Origin of the sequence: Aquitalea sp. USM4, from assembly GCF_004328945.1 — a bacterium.
Classification (GTDB): Bacteria; Pseudomonadota; Gammaproteobacteria; order Burkholderiales; family Chromobacteriaceae; genus Aquitalea; species Aquitalea pelogenes.
Window position 1 is genome coordinate 1511236 of the sequence record NZ_CP029539.1, and the last position, 18979, is coordinate 1530214.

At 63.1% G+C, this 18979-nt stretch carries 20 protein-coding genes; 6 read left to right on the plus strand and 14 right to left on the minus strand.

Annotated elements, in window-relative coordinates; all coding sequences use genetic code 11:
- Window positions 1-132: 132 nt before the first annotated feature.
- The 3 genes from DKK66_RS07155 to DKK66_RS07165 all read right to left on the minus strand — a co-directional run bounded on the left by DKK66_RS07155 (window position 133) and on the right by DKK66_RS07165 (window position 1788).
- A complete protein-coding gene (locus DKK66_RS07155; RefSeq protein WP_045848416.1) occupies window positions 133-321 on the minus strand; it encodes a DUF2892 domain-containing protein in 189 nt (62 codons plus the stop codon).
- A gap of 196 nt (window positions 322-517) precedes the next feature.
- A complete protein-coding gene (locus tag DKK66_RS07160) occupies window positions 518-1174 on the minus strand; it encodes a Crp/Fnr family transcriptional regulator (protein WP_131356658.1) in 657 nt (218 codons plus the stop codon).
- The gene (locus tag DKK66_RS07165) at window positions 1171-1788 is read right to left on the minus strand and encodes a 3'-5' exonuclease (protein ID WP_165494119.1); all 618 of its coding nucleotides are present in this window, start codon (window positions 1786-1788) and stop codon (window positions 1171-1173) included. The genes DKK66_RS07160 and DKK66_RS07165 overlap by 4 nt, the downstream gene beginning before the upstream one ends.
- A gap of 296 nt (window positions 1789-2084) precedes the next feature.
- On the opposite strand from DKK66_RS07165, the gene DKK66_RS07170 reads away from it, so the two are divergent.
- Window positions 2085-2780, plus strand: coding sequence for a MarC family protein (locus DKK66_RS07170; RefSeq protein ID WP_165494120.1), 696 nt, complete (start codon window positions 2085-2087; stop codon window positions 2778-2780).
- Here the strand turns inward: DKK66_RS07170 and DKK66_RS07175 are convergent.
- The 8 genes from DKK66_RS07175 to DKK66_RS07210 all read right to left on the minus strand — a co-directional run bounded on the left by DKK66_RS07175 (window position 2777) and on the right by DKK66_RS07210 (window position 9314).
- Window positions 2777-3643 carry an alpha/beta hydrolase gene (locus DKK66_RS07175; RefSeq protein WP_131356672.1) on the minus strand — a complete coding sequence of 289 codons (867 nt, stop codon included), beginning with the start codon at window positions 3641-3643 and terminating at the stop codon, window positions 2777-2779. The two genes, DKK66_RS07170 and DKK66_RS07175, sit on opposite strands and share 4 nt — an antisense overlap.
- 110 nt (window positions 3644-3753) lie before the next feature.
- On the minus strand, window positions 3754-4740 hold the full coding sequence (locus DKK66_RS07180) for an amidohydrolase family protein (protein ID WP_207389861.1): 987 nt from the start codon (window positions 4738-4740) through the stop codon (window positions 3754-3756).
- Window positions 4741-4752: 12 nt separating this feature from the next.
- On the minus strand, window positions 4753-5316 hold the full coding sequence (gene nbaC, locus DKK66_RS07185) for a 3-hydroxyanthranilate 3,4-dioxygenase (protein WP_062790515.1): 564 nt from the start codon (window positions 5314-5316) through the stop codon (window positions 4753-4755).
- A 33-nt stretch (window positions 5317-5349) separates the two neighbouring features.
- A complete protein-coding gene (locus tag DKK66_RS07190; RefSeq protein ID WP_131356678.1) occupies window positions 5350-5769 on the minus strand; it encodes a RidA family protein in 420 nt (139 codons plus the stop codon).
- The gene (locus DKK66_RS07195) at window positions 5766-6542 is read right to left on the minus strand and encodes a 2-keto-4-pentenoate hydratase (protein ID WP_131356681.1); all 777 of its coding nucleotides are present in this window, start codon (window positions 6540-6542) and stop codon (window positions 5766-5768) included. Before DKK66_RS07195 ends, DKK66_RS07190 begins: the two co-directional genes overlap by 4 nt.
- Window positions 6539-7558 carry a 4-hydroxy-2-oxovalerate aldolase gene (dmpG, locus tag DKK66_RS07200; protein ID WP_045848424.1) on the minus strand — a complete coding sequence of 340 codons (1020 nt, stop codon included), beginning with the start codon at window positions 7556-7558 and terminating at the stop codon, window positions 6539-6541. The genes DKK66_RS07195 and dmpG overlap by 4 nt, the downstream gene beginning before the upstream one ends.
- Window positions 7559-7569: 11 nt before the next feature.
- Entirely contained in the window at window positions 7570-8505 is a 936-nt protein-coding gene (locus tag DKK66_RS07205) for an acetaldehyde dehydrogenase (acetylating) (RefSeq protein ID WP_131356683.1), read from the minus strand.
- Window positions 8502-9314: a 2-keto-4-pentenoate hydratase gene (locus DKK66_RS07210; protein WP_269429372.1), complete on the minus strand. Its 813-nt coding sequence runs from the start codon at window positions 9312-9314 to the stop codon at window positions 8502-8504. The genes DKK66_RS07205 and DKK66_RS07210 overlap by 4 nt, the downstream gene beginning before the upstream one ends.
- A gap of 168 nt (window positions 9315-9482) precedes the next feature.
- Between DKK66_RS07210 and DKK66_RS07215 the strand changes: the two genes are divergently transcribed.
- The 3 genes from DKK66_RS07215 to DKK66_RS07225 all read left to right on the plus strand — a co-directional run bounded on the left by DKK66_RS07215 (window position 9483) and on the right by DKK66_RS07225 (window position 13454).
- Window positions 9483-10460, plus strand: a complete 978-nt coding sequence (locus DKK66_RS07215; protein ID WP_045848444.1) for a LysR substrate-binding domain-containing protein — start codon at window positions 9483-9485, stop codon at window positions 10458-10460.
- A gap of 116 nt (window positions 10461-10576) precedes the next feature.
- The gene (locus DKK66_RS07220) at window positions 10577-12043 is read left to right on the plus strand and encodes a 2-hydroxymuconic semialdehyde dehydrogenase (protein ID WP_131356685.1); all 1467 of its coding nucleotides are present in this window, start codon (window positions 10577-10579) and stop codon (window positions 12041-12043) included.
- Window positions 12044-12092: 49 nt separating this feature from the next.
- Window positions 12093-13454, plus strand: coding sequence for an MFS transporter (locus DKK66_RS07225; protein WP_131356687.1), 1362 nt, complete (start codon window positions 12093-12095; stop codon window positions 13452-13454).
- Here the strand turns inward: DKK66_RS07225 and DKK66_RS07230 are convergent.
- Entirely contained in the window at window positions 13445-14335 is an 891-nt protein-coding gene (locus tag DKK66_RS07230) for a LysR substrate-binding domain-containing protein (RefSeq protein WP_131356689.1), read from the minus strand. The two genes, DKK66_RS07225 and DKK66_RS07230, sit on opposite strands and share 10 nt — an antisense overlap.
- Window positions 14336-14513: 178 nt before the next feature.
- On the opposite strand from DKK66_RS07230, the gene DKK66_RS07235 reads away from it, so the two are divergent.
- Together DKK66_RS07235 and fghA are read left to right on the plus strand one after the other, a co-directional pair.
- A complete protein-coding gene (locus DKK66_RS07235) occupies window positions 14514-15635 on the plus strand; it encodes an S-(hydroxymethyl)glutathione dehydrogenase/class III alcohol dehydrogenase (protein WP_370302992.1) in 1122 nt (373 codons plus the stop codon).
- Window positions 15636-15698: 63 nt separating this feature from the next.
- Entirely contained in the window at window positions 15699-16532 is an 834-nt protein-coding gene (gene fghA / locus DKK66_RS07240) for an S-formylglutathione hydrolase (protein WP_207389883.1), read from the plus strand.
- Between the two features lie 23 nt (window positions 16533-16555).
- On the opposite strand, the gene DKK66_RS07245 is transcribed toward fghA, so the two are convergent.
- Window positions 16556-17482, minus strand: a complete 927-nt coding sequence (locus tag DKK66_RS07245; protein WP_131356695.1) for an ABC transporter substrate-binding protein — start codon at window positions 17480-17482, stop codon at window positions 16556-16558.
- Between the two features lie 76 nt (window positions 17483-17558).
- Window positions 17559-18926 carry a sodium:solute symporter gene (locus DKK66_RS07250; RefSeq protein WP_062790530.1) on the minus strand — a complete coding sequence of 456 codons (1368 nt, stop codon included), beginning with the start codon at window positions 18924-18926 and terminating at the stop codon, window positions 17559-17561.
- Window positions 18927-18979 lie beyond the last annotated feature (53 nt).

Consider the following 18979-nt stretch of genomic DNA (forward strand, 5'->3'; position numbering starts at 1 on the left):
GGTTTTGCGAGCATACCCAGGCGCGGCTGACAAAATAGCGCAGCGCCCCTGGGGCAAGGCGCGCCGACGCAGACAGTACACCGGGTACGGCAAGGAGGCGCAACGCAGCAGCAGGGATTTTGCCAGCCGCGCCTATTTCAGCTTGCAGGTCTTGATGCCGAAGGGCAGATACGCCGGACACCAGCCAATCAGCCCGGTAGCCAGCGGCACCACGCCAATCCAGCCCCATACCGGCAGCAGGCCGGCCACGGTGGCGACGATCAGGGCAATACCAATCACGATGCGCAGGATGCGGTCGATGCCGCCTACATTCGGGGACATAGTGTTCTCCTCGGTTCAGGGCCATGCGGGATGGCGATGAGGAGATATTAGGACTTGCGGCAGCCCGCTTCAGTGACTAGGTCACACAGCGGCGCGGCCAGCCACAAGAGCCGCTAACAAAACCCCCGCTCCAGCGTTGCGCCGCCTTGGCACGGGTTCGCTACGAGGTTTTGTTCGCAGCGCTAAATACCACAGCCTATTTGCCGGCGAGCTGCTGCAAGGCGCCAGCATCCAGCAACTGCAACTGGCCACGGCCAAGGCGGATCCAGCCACGGCGCTCGAATTCCTTGAGCTGACGGCTGATCACCTCGCGCGCGCTGCCCAGCTCTGCCGCCAGTTCCTGATGGGTGGTGCTCAGTGCGGCCTGGCCACGGGCACGCTGCAACAGGCAGGCGGCCAGGCGCTGGTCGATACGGCCAAAGCTGACTTCCTCGATCAGCAACAGCAAATCGGCAATGCGGCTGCCATAGGCGCGGAATACGAAGTCGCGGAAGCTGGCGGAGTCGGCCAGCAATTGGCGAAATGCCGGAATCGGCAGCGCCTGGGCCTGGATGGCTGTTTCCGCCACCCCTTCGGCATCGTAGTCGTTACCGCTCATCAGGCAGGCGGTGGTGACAATGCAGGTCTGCCCGCTTTCCACCCGGTACAGGGTGATTTCGCGGCCGTTTTCGCCCACTTTCTGTACCCGGATCTGCCCTTCCTGCAAAAACAGATAGGCCTGACAGGGACTGCCTTCACGAAACAGCACCGTGCCGGCCGGCGCCTGCATGGCATGGCTGTGCGCCAGCAACTGGGTGCGGCTGGCTTCGTCCAGCGCATCCAGAATGGCAAAGTCGCGCGTCCAGTCGCTCATGCCGTGGTTTCCTGTAACAGGCCACGGGCTTGCAGTTCCTGATACACCCGCAGCGCCACCCAGGCGTCGTTACCGGCATAGGCCTGCTGGGCCGGGCTCAAGGGCAGGCGCGACCAGTTGGTGGTGGACAGCTTTTTCGACTTGCGGAAGTACTGGCCAAACAAGCGCGCTACCGCCTGCACCGCGCCCACGGTGATGCGGGCATCGTCCGAGGGCAGCAGATTACCCAGGTCGATCAGCCCGCCACATTCCACGCCCAAGCGGCTTTTCAGCAGGGCGCGGTCGGATACCAGGTCGAAACCCACCAGCGGACGGGCCGGGTCGGCCAGCAAGGTTTTGATTTCCTCCGGCAGCACGCCCTTCACCACCGGCACCAGCCAGGCGCACTGGCTGTCTGCCAGCTGGATCAGGTGCGGGCCGTCCGACTCCTCGCCCTTGCGGAAGGTGGGTTTGGATTCGGTATCAAAACCCAGCACCGGAGCCGCCAGCAGCGCAGGCATGGCAGCGGCCAGGGCTGCCGGGCTGTCCAGCATGCATACCTGCTCCGGGGTCAGCGCCGGAAACAGCGGCATGGTCTTGATTTCTTCGCGGGGGATTTGCCGGGTGAGGGACATGACAGGCCTTGATGACAGGGATGGTGCCGCCCGGCAACAGGCTGGCGGCAAAGCTGCATGATACGGAATCCCCGGCGGCATTTCACCCCGTTTTCCTGTGCACACCCGTGTTGTGCTGCCTGGCCGGGCAATCAAGTGGGGCCGGGAAGTTTCCCAAGATGGTATCGGAATGCGCAGATCAAGCCGGGTAGCACATTGAGGCCGCCGACAGGCCCGTGCTAGCGTCGCAAAACCGTGGCGACACGCCCTGCCAAGTTGCATGGCAAACCCTGCAATCACCCTCCCGGATGCCTGTCATGATTGCCTTGCTGGATGATTTCAATACCGTGCTGCACGCCGCCTTTGTCGGTTTCATCACCTTGTTTCCGGTGGTGGACCCGATAGGCACCGCCTTCATCGTCAACCCTTATTTCCGCCATCTGCCGCTGGATGAGCGCAAACAGGCCATCCGCAAGATTGCCTGGTACGCCATGCTGACGGTGATTGCCGCCTTGTTCATGGGACGCTGGATCCTGATGCTGTTCGGCCTGTCGATTCCGGTGGTGAAGCTGGCCGGCGGCATCATGATTTGCAAGATGGGCTGGACATCGCTCAGCAGCACGGCCAGCAGCCAGGACAAGTCGGCCAATAGCGCGGAATCGGCAGCAGTGGATGCCGGGCAAGCCAGCAGTGTGGAAAATGACCTGTTCTACCCGCTGTCCTTTCCCCTCACCGTGGGGCCGGGCACCATCTCGGTGGTGCTCACCCTCAGCGCGCACAGTTACAACGAAAGCTATGTCCGCTCGGCACTGAGCACCAGCGGGCTGATCATCGGCATGGCCGCCATGAGCGTGCTGATATACCTGTGCTATCTGAATGCCGGGCAGCTGGTGGCGCGGCTGGGGACGGCATCGGAAAACATGATCAACCGCTTCATGGCCTTCCTGATTTTTGCCGTCGGCCTGCAAATTGCCTGGGGCGGGCTGCATGCGCTGATAGCACCTGCGGCCTAAACCCCTATCATGCGCAACAAGGCAAGGCTCAACGGGCTGTCGGCAACAGCCAGTTCATCAAGCAGGGAAAAATGGTTGTTGTGACTGTCCTCCACCAGCGTCACCTCCAGCCCCTGTGCGCTTGCGGCCTGATGATAAGCCAGCGTCTGATGCCGGAAACCGTCGGTTTCCTTGCCGCCTACACTCAACACCAGCTTGCCCGCCTGTGCGGCCGTGGGCAGGCAAAGCAGCGGGCTGAGCCGTGCGGCCTGATCGGGGTACAAGCGCAGCCAGTCGTTGACGTAGATGTCACACAGCGGGCGGATGTCATACAGGCCGCTCAGTGCCAGCACGCCCTTGATCACATCGGCCGGCAGGCCGTAATCCTGCTGCCAGTCCGGGGCAAACAGCATGCCCACCAGATGCCCGCCGGCAGAACTGCCACCGACATGAATACGCTGCGGGTCAATGCCGTACTGGGCGGCATGCCGGTACAGCCAGGCAATGGCGCTGCGCACTTCGCGCACCGCCTCTGCCAGCGTGGCCTCGGGCAGCAGGGTGTATTCCACCGTGGCCAGCGCAATGCCATGCTGGTGCAGCACACCGGCCATGCCGCAGGCGTCCTCCTTGCTTTGCGAATGCCAATAGCCACCGTGGATGAAGACAAACAGCGGCGCGGGTTGCGCGCAGGCAGGGAACACGTCCAGCCGCTCGGCCTTGCCCATGCCATAAGGCAGGTCATAAATACCAGCTACCTCTGCCTTGGCCTGCCGGGCCAGGCGGGCGTAATTGGCCATGCAGGCGTCAAAATCCGCTACCGAGGCGCGGGCGTTGTATTGCACGGCACGGCTGGCCAGATCGGGAAACATCAGGTCGATTTTCATCACGGACATCCATTCTACGGGAGGAAAGGGAAGCCAAGTTTATGAAAGGCAGGGACCGGCTGTCGCCGGATGGCGGTATGGCCCGATCCCTGCCGTCCAGCTTTGCCAACTCAATCCAGATTGAAGAACCGGCGAGCGTTGCTACCCAGTAATTGCTGCTGTTGTCCCTCGCCCAGTCCGGCATGGCGGATCAGCGAACCCACCTCCTGCTCACCCAGCGGGAAGGGCGAATCGGAGCCCAGCATCACCCGCTCGCTACCCATGGTATCCACCAGCAAACGCAGCGCCGCTGCATCAAAAATGGCGGAGTCGACATAAAAACGGTCGACATAGCTGGACGGTTTGTTGGGGCAATCTTCGCGCACGATATCGCGCTGTTCCCAGGCGTTGTCCACCCGTCCCAGCAGGTAGGCAAAGCTGCCTCCGCCATGGGCAAAGCAGATTTTCAGGCTGCGCGGCAAACGCTCGAAGGCACCGGACAGGATGAGCGACAGGATGGCCAGCTGGGTTTCCGCCGGCATGGCCACCAGCCAGGGCAGCATCCATTTTTTCATGCGCTGCTCGCCGCCCATCATGTCCCAGGGATGCACCAGCACCGGGATGTTTTCTGCCGCACAATGGGCAAGAAAGGTGAGCAGACCGGCGTTATCCAGGTCCAGCGGGCCAACGTGGTTGCCAATCTGCACGCCGACATGGCCGCAGTCGCGCGCCCGGCTGGCTTCGCGGCAGGCCGCGTCAACATCCTGCAACGGCACCTGGGCCAGTACCTTCAGCCGCTCGGGCGCAATGGCGGCCATTTCCAGTGCCCGGTCATTCATCAGCTGTGCCCAGGGCAGCGCGCGTTCGATGGGCGCGTGGTAGCCGAACATCACCGGGGTGGCGCACATGATCTGGATGTCTATGCCCTGCCGGTCCAGGAATTCCAGCCGGCGCGCGCCATCCCATAGCGCGTCATACACCGGGCGAAACGGCCGGTCGCCCACCATGATCTGCCCCTCCGCCCCCTGCGTCTGTAGCCAGGGGGCGCGCTGCGGGTCCAGCCGGGCGGCTTCGGCCTGGCTGATGCGCGGAAAGAAATGCGAGTGAATGTCTATCATGATGCGTCTTTTCTAGTGTTGCGCACGCAGGTGCATGTCATGCCAGGCAGCGTAGTCCTTGCCCGGATGTACCGTGCCGCAATGCTTGCAACGCCGACCTTCCTCTCCGATTGCGTAAAACGCCTGATAGGCCTTGGGCAGGTCGTCCACCAGGCTCTCCAGCTGCTTGGAGATATGCCAGATTTCGCCGGCACATACCGGGCAATACCAGTGCAGGCTGTCATGTGCGCCTGGCGGGCGTGGCTGCTCCACCAGAAAGCACAGGCCGGGTTCCGGGCGCTGCGGTGAATGAATGACATGGGCAGGCAACAGGAATACATCGCCCTCGCGCAGGTCAATACGTTCGAAGCGGCCCCGGTCCCACACATTGATGTAGGCATTGCCCTTGATCTGGTAGAAGATTTCTTCGGTCGGGTTGTCGTGAAAATCGGTACGGGTATTGGGCCCGCCCACCATGTTGATGATGTAGTTGCCGTCCGGCCAGATGGCGGCATTGCACACGGGCGGCTTGAGTTCACCCTTGTTGCGTTCGGCCCAGTCCAGCAGGTTCAATGGCATTCCGTATTGCAATTGCATGTGGTTTCTCCTCAAAAAGTGCTGCCGGGCCGTCTAGCGCGGCTTGTAGGCAATGGCCTTGATTTCGATGCGCAGGTGCGGGTGCGGCAGTTGATGCACCGCCACCGTGGTGCGGGTGGGCCCGCTTTCATCGAAGTACTCGGCATAAACCGCGTTGTATGCGGCAAAGTCGTTCATATCCACCAGATAGGCGCAGATCTCCACCACATCGGCGAGGCTGGCATCCGCCGTGGCCAGGATGTCGCGGATGTTCTCGATCACGCAGCGGGTTTGCACCGCGATGTCCAGCCGGGTGGCGCCCATGGCATCGGCCTGGGCCCCGGCAATGCTGTTGTCGGGCAGGCGCGAGCTGGTGCCGGAAACAAACAGCAGGTCGCCCGCGCGTTTCAGGTGGGGAAAGCGGCCACGCGGCGTGGCCTTGCCGCTGACGACAGTAGCCTGGGTGTTGTTCATGGCCGCTCTCCGGTGGTGAAGGCGCAGCAGCCCAGACCGGCCACTTCCACACTGACATGCAGGCCGGGGCGCAGTGCCTCGGCCGCGGTGGCGGCACCGGCCAGAATCAGCGAACCGGCTGGCAGCACGCGCTCCTGCTGGTGCAGCAGGCGGGAGATTTCCGCCAGCGCACGCAGCGGCTGGCCCAGAATGGCGGCGCTGCTGCCTATCTGCACCGGGCGGCCATCAAAGCGCAGCACTACGCCCAGGTTATCCAGTGCAGCCTGCGGCCCGCAGAGCGGGCCAACCACATAACGGGCGGAAGAGCAGTTGTCGGCCACCACGTCCTGCAGGCTGAAACGGAAGTCGCGATAGCGCGAGTCGATGACTTCCAGCGCCGGGGCCACCCCGGCCAGGGCCAGCCCGGCTTCGGCCAGCGACAGGGGACGGTCGATGTCGATGGCGGTGATGAAGGCGATTTCCGGCTCCACCCGCGGGTGAATCAGTTTGGACAGATCCAGTGTGCCGCCATCGGCCAGTTGCATGGCATCGGTCAGTTCGCCCCAGATCAGCGCGTCCACGCCCATCTGTATCATCTTGGCGCGGCTGGTAAAGCCCAGTTTCAGACCCACCACGCGCTCGCCGCGTTGCTGGCGCAGGCGGATGCCTGCCTGCTGGATGCGATAGGCCGTCGCCAGGTCAAACGGCTGCTGTGCACTCAGCTGCGGTGTCGCTTCGTGACACTGGGTGGCGATATCCAGCTGGAGCGCCATTTCCTGAATCAGCATGCTCATGCGCGCACCTCCTGTTGTTTCAGCAGGTCCAGCGCCACATCGACAATCATGTCCTCCTGCCCGCCCACCATGCGGCGGCGGCCCACTTCCAGCAGGATGTCCAGTGTCTTCAGCCCGTATTGCCCTGCTGCCTTTTCCGCGTGACGCAGGAAGCTGGAGTACACCCCGGCATAACCCAGCGCCAGTGTTTCGCGGTCCACCCGTACCGGGCGGTCCTGGGTGGGACGCACGATATCGTCCGCCGCATCCATCAGGCGGATCAGGTCGCAGCCGTGGTTCCAGCCCAGGCGCTCGGCGGCGGCGATGAATACTTCCAGCGGCGCATTGCCCGCCCCGGCCCCTTGTCCGGCCAGCGAGGCATCAATGCGCTGGCAGCCTTCCTCCACCGCCACGATGGAGTTGGCCACCCCCAGCGACAGGTTGTGATGGGCATGAATGCCGGTGGCGGTGGCCGGGTCCAGCACATCGCGCAGTGCACGGAAGCGGTCGCGCACATCCTGCATCAGCAAGGCACCGCCGGAATCCACCACGTAAATGCAGGTGGCGCCGTAGCTTTCCATCAGCTTGGCCTGGGCAGCCAAGTGCTGCGGGCTGGTCATGTGCGACATCATCAGAAAGCCCACGGTGTCCATGCCCAGCTCGCGGGCGTACTGGATATGCTGTTTGGAGATGTCGGCCTCGGTGCAGTGGGTGGCAATGCGCACCACGCGGGCACCGGCATCGTAGGCATTGCGCAGTGCATGCACGGTGGCAATGCCGGGCAGCAGCAAAGTGGCAATCTTGCTGTGGCTGACCGACTCGGCAGCGGCGGCAATCCACGCCACATCGCTGTGTGCGCCAAAGCCGTAGTTGAAGCTGGAGCCTTCCAGCCCGTCGCCGTGCGCCACTTCGATGGAGTCGACACGGGCTTCGTCCAGCGCGCGGGCAATGGCGCGCACCTGCTCCAGCGAATAGCGGTGACGCACCGCATGCGAACCGTCGCGCAAGGTCACGTCGGAAATATAGAGTTTGTTCATGGCAGGTTTCCTCAGGCTTGCAGCAGTCGGGTGGCCAGGCGTTCACCGCAGGCCATGGCGGCGGAAGTCATGATGTCCAGGTTGCCGGCATAGGCAGGCAGATAGTGGGCGGCACCTTCCACCTCGATGAAGATGGACACCTTGAGTCCGCCTTCTGGCCCCAGGCCGGGATAAGCGGCGGCATCCGCAGCGGGGATGTCTTCGAATTGCACCGCCTGCTTCAGGCGGTAACCGGGCACATAAGCTTTCACCCTGGCGGCCATTTGCTCCACGGCGGCAGCAATGGCGGCACGGTCGGCCGGGCCGGTGAGGCAGAACACGGTGTCGCGCATCATCAGCGGCGGTTCGGCCGGGTTCAGGATGATGATGGCCTTGCCCTGGCGCGCACCACCCACGCTGACAATGGCCTGCGAGGTGGTTTCGGTGAATTCGTCGATATTGGCGCGGGTGCCGGGGCCGGCGGATTTGCTGGCAATCGAGGCGACAATTTCGCCATACAGCACCGGGGTGACGCTGTTGACCGCCGCCACCATGGGAATGGTGGCCTGGCCGCCGCAGGTGACCATATTGATGTTGACCGCGTCCAGGTGGGCTTCCAGATTGACCACCGGCACCACATAGGGGCCGATGGCCGCCGGGGTGAGGTCGATCACCCGCACGCCATGCTGTTGCAGCACGCGGTTGTGTTCCACATGCGCACCGGCCGAGGTGGCATCGAACACGATCCTGATATCGGCGAATTCTGGCAGCGCCAGCAGGCCGTCCAGGCCCTGATGGGTGGTGGCCAGCCCCAGCCGTTTGGCACGGGCCAGACCGTCCGAAGCGGCGTCGATGCCGACCATGGCCACCAGTTCGATGGCTTCGCCATGGCGCAGCAGCTTGATCATCAAATCACTGCCGATATTGCCGGAGCCAATGATGGCGGCCTTGATACGTGTGGGTTTCATGCTGCCTCTCCCTGTGTGGTGGCAAAACGGGCGGATACCTGCCCCAGGCCCTGGATGCGGGCGGTGAATACATCGCCGGCGCGCACCGGCACCATCGGCCCCAGCGCGCCAGTCAGCACGATGTCGCCGGCTTTCAGCGCATCGCCGCGCCGGGCCAGGGTGTCGGCCAGCCAGCAGGCCGCCAGCAGCGGATTGCCCAGACAGGCGGCACCGCCGCCGACACTTTCCGGCTCGCCCTTGCGCTCCAGCACCATGCCGCAGCCCACCACGTCCACCTCGCGCAGCAGTACCGGGCGGCTGCCCAGCACGAACAGGCCGGAGGAGGCATTGTCGGCAATGGTGTCGCTGATGCGGATGTCCCAGCCGGCAATACGGCTGTCCACCACTTCGATGGCCGGCAGCAGGTAGTCCACCGCGCCAATCAGGTCGGCCAGCGTGTGCTTTTCGTGCGGCAGGTCGCGCCCCAGCACCAGCGCAATTTCGGCTTCGACCTTGGGTTGCAGCAGGCGCTGGATGGCGATTTCTTCGCCATCGGCAATGGCCATGTCGGCAAACAGGCGGCCAAAGTCCGGTTGCGCCACGCCCAGCTGCTGCTGGACTGCGCGGGAGGTGAGGCCGATCTTGCTGCCCACCAGGCGTCGGCCTTGTGTGAGGGCGTGCTGGACGTTGAGGGTTTGCACCGCATAGGCGGCATCGACATCCAGCTCGCCCAGCAGGCTGCGCACCGGCGCACAGGGCTGGCCGTGCTCGGCCGCCATGCGCAACTGCAAGGCAGCCTCATGCTGGGCGGGATTGAGGGAATTGCTCACTGCGTTCTCCTGCAAAGATGGGGACAAGGCCGGAAGTGGCCGGGCCGCCTCAGTGGAAACGCAGTCCAGTGTATGAGCCGTTATCAGTGCCAAAAAATGAATAATCCGGCTTCTGCCATGCCGGAAAGTTATGCCATAGTCACTGCCATTGCAGAGCGGGAGAGAGTCATGGGTGAACAAGCGCTGTTTTCCATCAACGACATTGTGCTCAACCGGCTGAAGCTGCGCCCCTTGCTGGTTTTCGACCGGGTATTGCGCTGTCAGTCCATCGCCCGCGCCGCCCGCGAACTGAACCTGACCCAGCCTGCGGTCACCAAGGCCATTCGTGAACTGGAAGTGCAGCTGGATACCGAATTGCTCCACCGCAACAATCGCGGGGTCTCGCCCACCGAATACGGCGTGTTGCTGGGTGAGCGGGTGAAAGCGGTGATGGCAGAACTGCGCTATCTCACCGACGAATTGAATACCTTCAAGGGCGGCATCAGTGGCCATGTGGTGGTGGGCACGCAGATTTCCGCCAGCTCCAGCCTGCTGCCGCGCGCCATTTTGCGACTGAAAGCGACGGCGCCCAGATTACTGATTACCGTGCGTGAGGGGCCACAGGATTATCTGTTTCCCGCACTGGCTTCCGGCGAGCTGGATCTGGTGGTGGGACGCCTGCCGGACCTGGACGATCCGTTCACCCGCAAGCTGCCACTACGCCACCAGCCCCTGTACCGCAACAGCCTGTGCATCGTGGCGGGCAGCCGTCACCCGCTACTGGCCGCCAGCGCACTGACGCTGGACGCGCTGCAGCACTGGCCCTGGATTGTGCCGCCACCGGATTCCCCGGCCCGCCGGGTGGCCGAACAGTTTTTTGTCGACGCCGGGCTGGCCATGCCGGACAACCTGCTCGAATCGCTGTCCTTGCTCACCAATGTCAATTTGCTGGTGGAGTCCGACTGTCTGGGCCTGATGCCCTTGCAAGCGGCACGCCGCTTTGAAACAGCCGGGCTGCTGGCGATATTGCCGCTGGGCGAGGTGGGGCCACCGGCTGCGGTGGGTTATTCGGTGCGCCATGACAAGCCGCTGACCCCGGCCAGCCGCAAGTTGATCGACTACCTGAAACAGGTGGGCCAGGACATGCAGGAGTCGGCAGCTGTATAAAAATCAGGCATAGCAAAGCCCGATTTATTCATTTTCAATCATGGCAGGGCCCTTCCTACACTCGCCTTCACCCATCCTGCGCTGATGCAGCATGGGCTTTGAATGGAGGAATTGCCATGTCCAGTCCAGCAATACTGCCGCTATACGTCAACGGCCAGTTTCTCAGTACCGGGCTTGCCCGCTTTGACAATATCAGTCCGGTGGATGGCAGCCTGATCTGCCAGGTGGCCGAAGCCGGCGAGGCCGAAGTAGCCGCCGCTGCGCAAGCTGCGGCACAGGCGCTGCATGGCCCCTGGGGCAGCATGAGCGTGACCGCACGCACACAACTTTTGCATAAGGTGGCCGATGGCATCGAGGCGCGCTTCGAGGAATTTGTCGCCGCCGAAGTGGCCGACACCGGCCGCCCGGTGCACCTGGCGCGTACGCTGGATGTACCGCGGGCCATTGCCAACTTCCGTACCTTTGCCGACCTGGCCGCCACCGCGGTAAGCGAAAGCTGCGAAACCCCGCAGGCCGATGGCGGCGTACTGTTCAACTACACCGTGCGCAAGCCGCTGGGCGTGGTGGCGGTGATTTCGCCGTGGAACCTGCCGCTGTTGTTGCTGACCTGGAAGCTGGGCCCGGCGCTGGCCATGGGCAATACCGTGGTGTGCAAGCCCTCGGAAGAAACACCGTCGTCCGCCACCCTGCTGGCGCAGGTGATGCACGATGCCGGCCTGCCGCCCGGGGTGTTCAACCTGGTGCATGGTTTCGGGCCGGGCTCTGCCGGGGAATACCTCACCCGCCAGCCGCAGATCAGCGCCGTGTCCTTTACCGGCGAATCCCGCACCGGCAGCGCCATCATGAAGGCGGTGGCTGACGGGGTGAAGGAAGTGTCGTTCGAGCTGGGTGGCAAGAATGCCGCCGTGGTGTTTGCCGATGCCGACTTCGACGCCGCGGTGGAGGGCGTAACGCGTTCTTCCTTCTTCAATACCGGGCAGGTGTGCCTGTGTTCGGAGCGGGTTTATGTGGAACGGCCCATTTTCGACCGCTTTGTCGCCGCCCTGAAACAGCGCGCGGAGGCGCTGAAAATAGGCTATCCGGCAGAAGAAAACGTCGATCTTGGCCCGCTGGTTTCGCACAAGCACCGGGAAAAAGTGCTGTCTTACTTTGCGCTGGCGCGGGAAGAAGGCGCACGCGTGGTGACCGGCGGCGAGGTGCCACACTTTGGCGATGCGCGAGATCAGGGGGCTTACGTGCGCCCCACCATCTGGACGGGTTTGTCCGACCACGCCCGTTGCGTGCGCGAGGAAGTGTTTGGCCCGGTCTGCCATATCGCCCCGTTCGACCGTGACGATGAAGTACTGCAGCGCATTAACGACAGCCCCTATGGCCTGGCTTGCGCACTGTGGACCACCCGGCTGGACCGCGCGCACCGGCTGGCCCGCCGCATCCATACCGGCATCGTATGGGTGAACACCTGGTACGCCCGCGACCTGCGCACACCGTTTGGCGGCAGCAAGCTGTCCGGCATGGGCCGCGAGGGCGGGCGCTACTCGCTGGACTTCTACTCCGACATCAGCAACGTCTGCATCAAGCTGTAATCACCCCCTTTGCACCGGGCAGCCCGCTGTCCGGTCAGGAGTTCTAGCCATGTCCACCTCCCTGAATGTCGAGGACCTGATCGACGAAGCCGGTTTTGGTCCTTATCAGTTGTTGATTTTGCTGCTGTGTTTTCTGGTGATGTTTCTGGATGGCTACGATCTGGCCGCCGTGGCCTATATCGTGCCTTCGCTGATGGAGCAATGGGGCCTGAGCAAACCCCAGCTGGGCCAGGCCCTGAGCGCGGCCCTGTTCGGGCTGGCCATCGGTGCCTTGCTGGCCGGGCCGCTGGCCGACCGGCTGGGGCGCAAACCGGCATTGCTGTGGTCGGTATTGCTGTTCGGCCTTGGCAGCCTCATCACCGCCTGGGCCGATTCGCTCTCTGTTCTTACCGTTTACCGCCTGCTGACCGGCATCGGCCTGGGTGCCGCCCTGCCCAATACCATCACCCTGCTGTCCGAATACGCCCCTGCCCGGCACCGCGCCATGCTGGTGAGTGCCATGCTGTGCGGCTTTCCGCTGGGGGCCGGTGCCGGTGGCCTGTGTGCCGGCTGGTTGCTGCCGCTGTATGGCTGGCCATCACTGATGTTGCTGGGCGGTATTGTCCCTCTGCTGCTGTGCCTGCTGCTGGCCTGGAAAATGCCGGAATCGGTGCGCTATCTGGTGGCGCGCCAGGCCAGTACCGAGCGTATCCGGCGCATTTTGCAGCGCATTTCCCGTCACCCCGGCCTCGCAGGGGCGCAGCATTTCAGTCTGGGCGAACAACAGCACACACCTGCCAACAGCAGCTGGCGCGAAGTCCTGAGCCAACCCTGGACGATGGGCACGCTGCTGCTGTGGCTGTGCTGTTTCATGAGCATGCTGATTTACTACATGGGGGTGAACTGGATGCCGCTGCTGCTGAAAGAGGCCGGGCTGAGCCTGCAACAGTTTTCGCTGATCAGTGCGCTGTTTCCCATTGGCGGCGGCGTGGGCTCCATCGTGGTGGGCTGGCTGATGGGTCGCCACGAATCCAACAAGGTACTGGCCGGCACCTATCTGGCGGCAGGTGTGCTGGCCTGGGTGGTGGGCAATAGCGTGGGACAGGGTGAACAAGGCTGGTTGCTGGGCAGCCTGGTGTTTTTCATGGGCTTTGCTTCTGGCGGCGGACAGTCGGCGCTGTCATCGATGGCGGCCGGGTTTTATCCCACCCACTGCCGGGCCACCGGCGTGGGCAGCATGTTGGGAGTGGGCCGTTTCGGGGCCATCAGCGGGGTGCTGCTGGGTGCCGAGCTGCTACGCCAGCAGATGGCTCCGGGGGTGATTTTCAGCGCGCTGTTCTGGCCTGCCGCCCTCATCACCCTGTGCCTCATGTTGAAATACCGGCATTACCATCGCCAGCCACGCCTGCAAACCAGCCAGCGTCAGGCTTGAAGCGGCTTGAAGCCGGGCAGGCACTCAGCCAGATGGTCCACCAGCATGCGCACCTTGGGCGAGAGCTGACGCTTGTGCGGGTACAACGCCCAAATGCCTTCGTCCGGCTCCTGATAAGCGGTCAGCAATTCCACCAGCGCACCGCTGTGCAGATGACGCGCCACGTAGTAATCCGGCAGCTGGACGATGCCCACGCCTTGCAGCGCGGCATGGGTCAGCGCGTGGCCGCTGTTGCAGCGCAGGCTGCCCTTCACCCTTAGCAGGCGGCGCTTGCCGCCTTCCTGCAAATGCCAGAAGTCGTTGCTGCCCAGCAGGCAGTTGTGGCCCTCCAGTTCGGACAGGCTGTTGGGCAGGCCGTGACGCTGCAAATAAGCCGGGGCCGCGCACACATGCTGGCGGCGACTGGCCAGCCGTCGCGCCACCAGGCTGGATTCACTCAGATGCCCAAGCCGGATGGCCAGGTCATAGCCTTCGGCCACCAGGTCCAGCACCTGGTTGGTGAGGTTGAGCTGGATATCCAGCGCCGGATATTGTTGCAAAAAGGCCGTGATCAGCGGGGCAATATGGCTTTCGCCATAGGCCACCGGCGCGGTGAGCTTGAGCCTGCCCTGCGGCACGGCCTGATGCAGCGACAGCGCGCGTTCGGCCTCGTCCAGCCCGTCCAGCAACTGGCGGCAATGCTGCAAGTACAGCTGGCCGCTTTCGGTCAGCGTCAGCTGGCGGGTGGTGCGGTACAGCAGCTGCACATGCAGGCGCTGTTCCAGCCGGGTGATTTCGCGGCTGACCTGCGCGACTGACAAGTCCAGCGCACGGGCAGCACGGGTAAAGCTGCCCAGTTCGGCCACGCTGACGAATTCGCTTACCCCTTGCCATGCCGCCATTATTACTCCTGTGAAAAAATCATTTACCGATTAGGCAGATTATCGGCAAAAACAGTCGCAATACAATGGCGCTTTACTGCTGCCAGCCAGCATCCCTACTCAACCGCCCCGCACAACGCCGCATGCATGCCGTGGCGGAGGCGGATTACCCCGTCAGGAGATCGCCATGAGTCAAGACATCATCAAGTGCAAGGCCGCCGTTGCCTGGGCTGCCGGTCAGCCGCTGTCCATAGAGGAAGTGGAAGTGGCCCCGCCCAAGGCTGGTGAAGTACGGGTGAAGCTGGTGGCCACCGGCGTGTGCCATACCGATGCCTACACCCTGTCCGGTGCCGACCCGGAAGGCATCTTCCCCTGCATCCTGGGCCATGAAGGCGGCGGCATTGTGGAGTCGGTGGGCGAAGGCGTCAGCAGCGTGGCGGTGGGCGACCATGTGATTCCGCTGTACACGCCGGAATGTGGCGAATGCAAGTTCTGCAAGTCCGGCAAGACCAATCTGTGCCAGAAAATCCGTGCCACCCAGGGCAAGGGCCTGATGCCGGACGGCACCACGCGCTTCTCCAAGGACGGCCAGCCCATCTACCACTACATGGGCACTTCCACCTTTGCCGAATACACCGTGCTGCCGGAAATCTCGCTGGCCAAGGTGAACAAGGCCGCGCCGCTGGAAGAAGTGTGCCTGCTGGGTTGTGGCGTCACCACGGGCATGGGTGCGGTGGTGAACACTGCCAAGGTGAAGGCGGGCGATACCGTGGCCATCTTCGGCCTGGGCGGCATCGGCCTGTCGGCCATCATCGGCGCGCGCATGGCCGGGGCCAGCCGCATCATCGGCATCGACATCAATGAGAGCAAGTTCGAACTGGCGAAAAAACTGGGTGCCACCGACTGCATCAATCCCACGCTGTTCGACAAGCCGATTCAGGACGTGATCGTGGAAATGACCGATGGCGGCGTGGACTTCTCTTTCGAGTGCATCGGCAACGTCAATGTAATGCGCTCGGCGCTGGAGTGCTGCCACAAGGGCTGGGGCGAGTCGGTGATCATCGGCGTGGCCGGTGCCGGTCAGGAAATCTCCACCCGTCCCTTCCAGCTGGTGACCGGCCGGGTATGGCGCGGCTCGGCCTTTGGCGGTGTGCGTGGCCGTTCCGAACTGCCCACCTATGTGGAACGCTACCTGAAGGGTGAATTCCGCCTGGACGACTTCATCACCCACACCATGCCGCTGGAAGAAGTGAACACCGCATTCGAGCTGATGCATGAGGGCAAGAGCATTCGTTCCGTGATTCATTACGGCAAAGACTAAGCGCCATGTGGCCGGGCCGCCCCAGTTGCCGGCCCGGCATGTTACCGGGGGACGAAAATGAATCTGGAAAACATCAGCAGCAACCGCTGCTTTGGTGGCTGGCACAAGCAGTATCTGCACGATTCGGCGGTACTGGCCTGCCGCATGCGCTTTGCCGTCTACCTGCCGCCGCAAGCGGCACAGGGCGACAAGGTGCCGGTGCTGTACTGGCTGTCCGGCCTGACCTGCACTGACGAAAACTTCATGCAGAAAGCCGGTGCGCAGCGTATTGCCGCCGAACTGGGCATTGCCATCGTGGCACCGGACACCAGCCCGCGCGGCGAGGATGTGGCGGACGACCCCGCCTACGACCTGGGCCAGGGCGCGGGCTTTTACCTTAATGCCACCCAGGCACCGTGGAACCGCCATTACCGGATGTACGACTATGTCAGCCGCGAACTGCCGGCGCTGATCGAAGCGCACTTCCCGGTCAGCCCGCGCCGTGCCATTGCCGGTCATTCCATGGGCGGGCATGGTGCGCTGGTCTGCGCACTCAAGCGACCGCAGGATTATGTATCGGTTTCGGCCTTCAGCCCGATTGCCAACCCGGTGAATGTGCCGTGGGGGCAGAAGGCCTTTGCCGCCTATCTGGGTGAAGACCGTCAGCAATGGCTGGAGTGGGATGCCTGCCATTTGCTGGGCCAGGTACCGCAGATACCGCCGCTGCGGGTGGATATCGGCCTGGCCGATGCCTTTCTGGAAAACCAGCTGAAGCCGGATGCACTGGAAGCTGCTGCCCGCAGCGCCGGCCATGCCTTGCAGTTACACCGCCATCAGGGCTACGACCACAGCTATTACTTCATCGCCAGCCTGATCGAAGCACAGCTGCGCTTTCACGCAGAACATCTGCTGGGCTGAATCGCAGTCCAGCCCAGACGATGTCAGCAGCCATCCAGATAGCGCAGTCGGGCCTCCTGTCCGGCTGCGCCGGGCAGATAACGCAGACGTAAATCCTGTACCGCGTCCATGCCGATGCGGTCTATTTGCAAATCACGGCGCAAGCCGCGCCGGGGGTCCATCAGCCGCGCATAAGCCTGCGCGGCCGCCTGGCGGCCTAGCCCGGCAATATTCTGCTGCAACAGGGTGGTGGCGGCATCGGCCTGCTGCCCACACCAGTCCAGTGCGGCACGGTAGGCCGCCAGAAATCCCGCCAGCTGGGCCGGATGGCTGTCTGCCCAGCGCTGACGCACCGCGCCCACCGTACCTTGATAATGCGGCAGGATGTCTGCCGTCTGCGCCAATACCCGACAGCCTTGCGCTACCGCCATCAGCTCATACGGCGTGCGTAACAGCGAGGCCTGGCACCGCCCGGCCAGCAAGGCCTGGTAGCGTTCTTCGGTACTGCCAAGCGAAGCAATGGTCACCTCGCCACGGCTGAGCCCGGCCTGCTCCAGCAAGGCATACAGCACCAGGGCAAAACCGGTGTCGGGTGCATCCACCCCGATAATGCGCTGGCCAAGTCCGGCCATACTGGAGATTCCCGGAGCGGCGACCAGACTGAGCAGGCCGTCATCCCCGCCCATGAACATCACGGCATCGGGTTCGCCCGGTACCGGCAGCTCGGCCCGGTTCTGCTGGTAAGCAATAATATTGTCCGCACTCAACAGCACCACCGGGTAACGGCCATCCAGAAAGCCTGCGATGATCTGGCGAGAACTGGCGGTGTATTCCAGCGTGATGGCCAGTCCGTTGGCCGCAAAAAAACCCTGCTGCTGTGCTGCCCACAAGGGCAGATTCCAACCACCATCAAACACGCATACCGTCAGCGCCTGCATGCCGGCTGCAAGCTGCTCCTGCTGGTTTCGCATGATGAAAACCTTTCATGGAAATGGCCGCTACCCCTGCGGGTAGCGGCCTTATACTTGCCGAAAGAAGCAGCGCCGCTTACAGGCGGGCAGCCACCTGACTGCCGCGTGCGGTCATCAGGCTGACCAGGACAAAGCTGAGCAGGGCCACGACCAGGCTCTGGTAGATGGGCAGGTTGGAATCCAGTCCATAACTCAGCATCGCCAGGATGGCCGTACCACAGCCCAGTACCATGCTGACAATTGCCCCGGCGGTGGTGGCGCGCGGCCAGAATATCGCGCCCAGCAAGGGCACCAGCATGCCTGCCACCAGCAGGTTGTAAGCCAGGGTCAGGGCGGTGAGCACATCATGCACTACCATGGCCAGCAGCAGCACCACGCCCCCCACCAGCAAGGTCAGAATGCGGTTTAGCCACAAGCCACCCCGGTCGCTGACGATCAGGTCTTCGCTCAGCGTAGTGGAGGCGGCCAGCAGGGCGGCACTGGCCGTGGACATCATGGCCGCCAGCGCGGCGGCAATCACCAGGCCGCGGATGCCATCGGGCAGGCCGTCCTTCACCATGGCGGCGAAGGCATTGGCCGGGACGGCCAGGTCGGGCAGCAACACCTTGGTGGCCATGCCGATGGCCGCACACACCAGCCCGTACACAATGCAGTACAGCCCGGCAACGGTGCCGGCATAGCGCGCCACGCCGTCACTGCGCGCGGTGAACACCCGCTGCCAGATATCCTGGCCAATCAGGATGCCGAAGAAGTAAATGACAAAATAGGTGAGGATGGTGTCGCCACCAATGCTGGTAAAGCTGAAATAGGAAGCAGGCAGCTTGGCCTGCAGTTGTTCCCAGCCACCCACCCGGTGCAGGCAGATCGGCAGCAGGATGAACATCAGCCCGATGGTCTTGATCAGGAACTGCACGATGTCGGTCAGGGTCAGCGACCACATGCCACCGATGGTCGAGTACACCACCACCACGCCACCGCCGATCACGACCGCCAGCCAGAACGGCAGGGTGAACAGCACCTGCATCACCGTGGCAATGGCCAGCACCGAAGTGACACAGAGCATGACGGCATACAGCAGCATCACCAGCGCGCTGGTCCGCCGCGCTACGGTGTTGTAGCGGCGCTCCAGTATCTGGGTGACGGTAAACACCTTCAGTTTAAGCAGGGGTTTGGCCAGGAACAGGTTCAGCACCAGAATGCCGCAGCCCAGCGCTGCACACAGCCAGAAACCGGAAATGCCGTACACATAGCCCAGTTTTACCGTACCCACAGTGGAAGCCCCACCCAGCACCGTGGCGGCCATGGTGCCCATGTAAAAACCCGGCCCCAGATTACGCCCGGCTACCAGGAATTCTTCCCGGCTGGTGGCGCGGCGCATGCCCAGCCAGCCCAGCAATAACATGCTGGCGATATAAACGAACACGACAAAGATATCGAGTCCCATGGTTGCTCTCCTTCAATCTGCCCTGGTGGCAATGTATTGGCGGTTCAAACGGA

What these genes read in the sequence shown, in the direction of transcription:
- DKK66_RS07155 (WP_045848416.1), bottom strand. Translation starts at nt 321, where the DNA reads ATGTCCCCGAATGTAGGCGGCATCGACCGCATCCTGCGCATCGTGATT.
- DKK66_RS07160 (WP_131356658.1), bottom strand. Translation starts at nt 1,174, where the DNA reads ATGAGCGACTGGACGCGCGACTTTGCCATTCTGGATGCGCTGGACGAA.
- DKK66_RS07165 (WP_165494119.1), bottom strand. Translation starts at nt 1,788, where the DNA reads ATGTCCCTCACCCGGCAAATCCCCCGCGAAGAAATCAAGACCATGCCG.
- DKK66_RS07170 (WP_165494120.1), top strand. Translation starts at nt 2,085, where the DNA reads ATGATTGCCTTGCTGGATGATTTCAATACCGTGCTGCACGCCGCCTTT.
- DKK66_RS07175 (WP_131356672.1), bottom strand. Translation starts at nt 3,643, where the DNA reads ATGAAAATCGACCTGATGTTTCCCGATCTGGCCAGCCGTGCCGTGCAA.
- DKK66_RS07180 (WP_207389861.1), bottom strand. Translation starts at nt 4,740, where the DNA reads ATGATAGACATTCACTCGCATTTCTTTCCGCGCATCAGCCAGGCCGAA.
- nbaC (WP_062790515.1), bottom strand. Translation starts at nt 5,316, where the DNA reads ATGCAATTGCAATACGGAATGCCATTGAACCTGCTGGACTGGGCCGAA.
- DKK66_RS07190 (WP_131356678.1), bottom strand. Translation starts at nt 5,769, where the DNA reads ATGAACAACACCCAGGCTACTGTCGTCAGCGGCAAGGCCACGCCGCGT.
- DKK66_RS07195 (WP_131356681.1), bottom strand. Translation starts at nt 6,542, where the DNA reads ATGAGCATGCTGATTCAGGAAATGGCGCTCCAGCTGGATATCGCCACC.
- dmpG (WP_045848424.1), bottom strand. Translation starts at nt 7,558, where the DNA reads ATGAACAAACTCTATATTTCCGACGTGACCTTGCGCGACGGTTCGCAT.
- DKK66_RS07205 (WP_131356683.1), bottom strand. Translation starts at nt 8,505, where the DNA reads ATGAAACCCACACGTATCAAGGCCGCCATCATTGGCTCCGGCAATATC.
- DKK66_RS07215 (WP_045848444.1), top strand. Translation starts at nt 9,483, where the DNA reads ATGGGTGAACAAGCGCTGTTTTCCATCAACGACATTGTGCTCAACCGG.
- DKK66_RS07220 (WP_131356685.1), top strand. Translation starts at nt 10,577, where the DNA reads ATGTCCAGTCCAGCAATACTGCCGCTATACGTCAACGGCCAGTTTCTC.
- DKK66_RS07225 (WP_131356687.1), top strand. Translation starts at nt 12,093, where the DNA reads ATGTCCACCTCCCTGAATGTCGAGGACCTGATCGACGAAGCCGGTTTT.
- DKK66_RS07230 (WP_131356689.1), bottom strand. Translation starts at nt 14,335, where the DNA reads ATGGCGGCATGGCAAGGGGTAAGCGAATTCGTCAGCGTGGCCGAACTG.
- DKK66_RS07245 (WP_131356695.1), bottom strand. Translation starts at nt 17,482, where the DNA reads ATGCGAAACCAGCAGGAGCAGCTTGCAGCCGGCATGCAGGCGCTGACG.
- DKK66_RS07250 (WP_062790530.1), bottom strand. Translation starts at nt 18,926, where the DNA reads ATGGGACTCGATATCTTTGTCGTGTTCGTTTATATCGCCAGCATGTTA.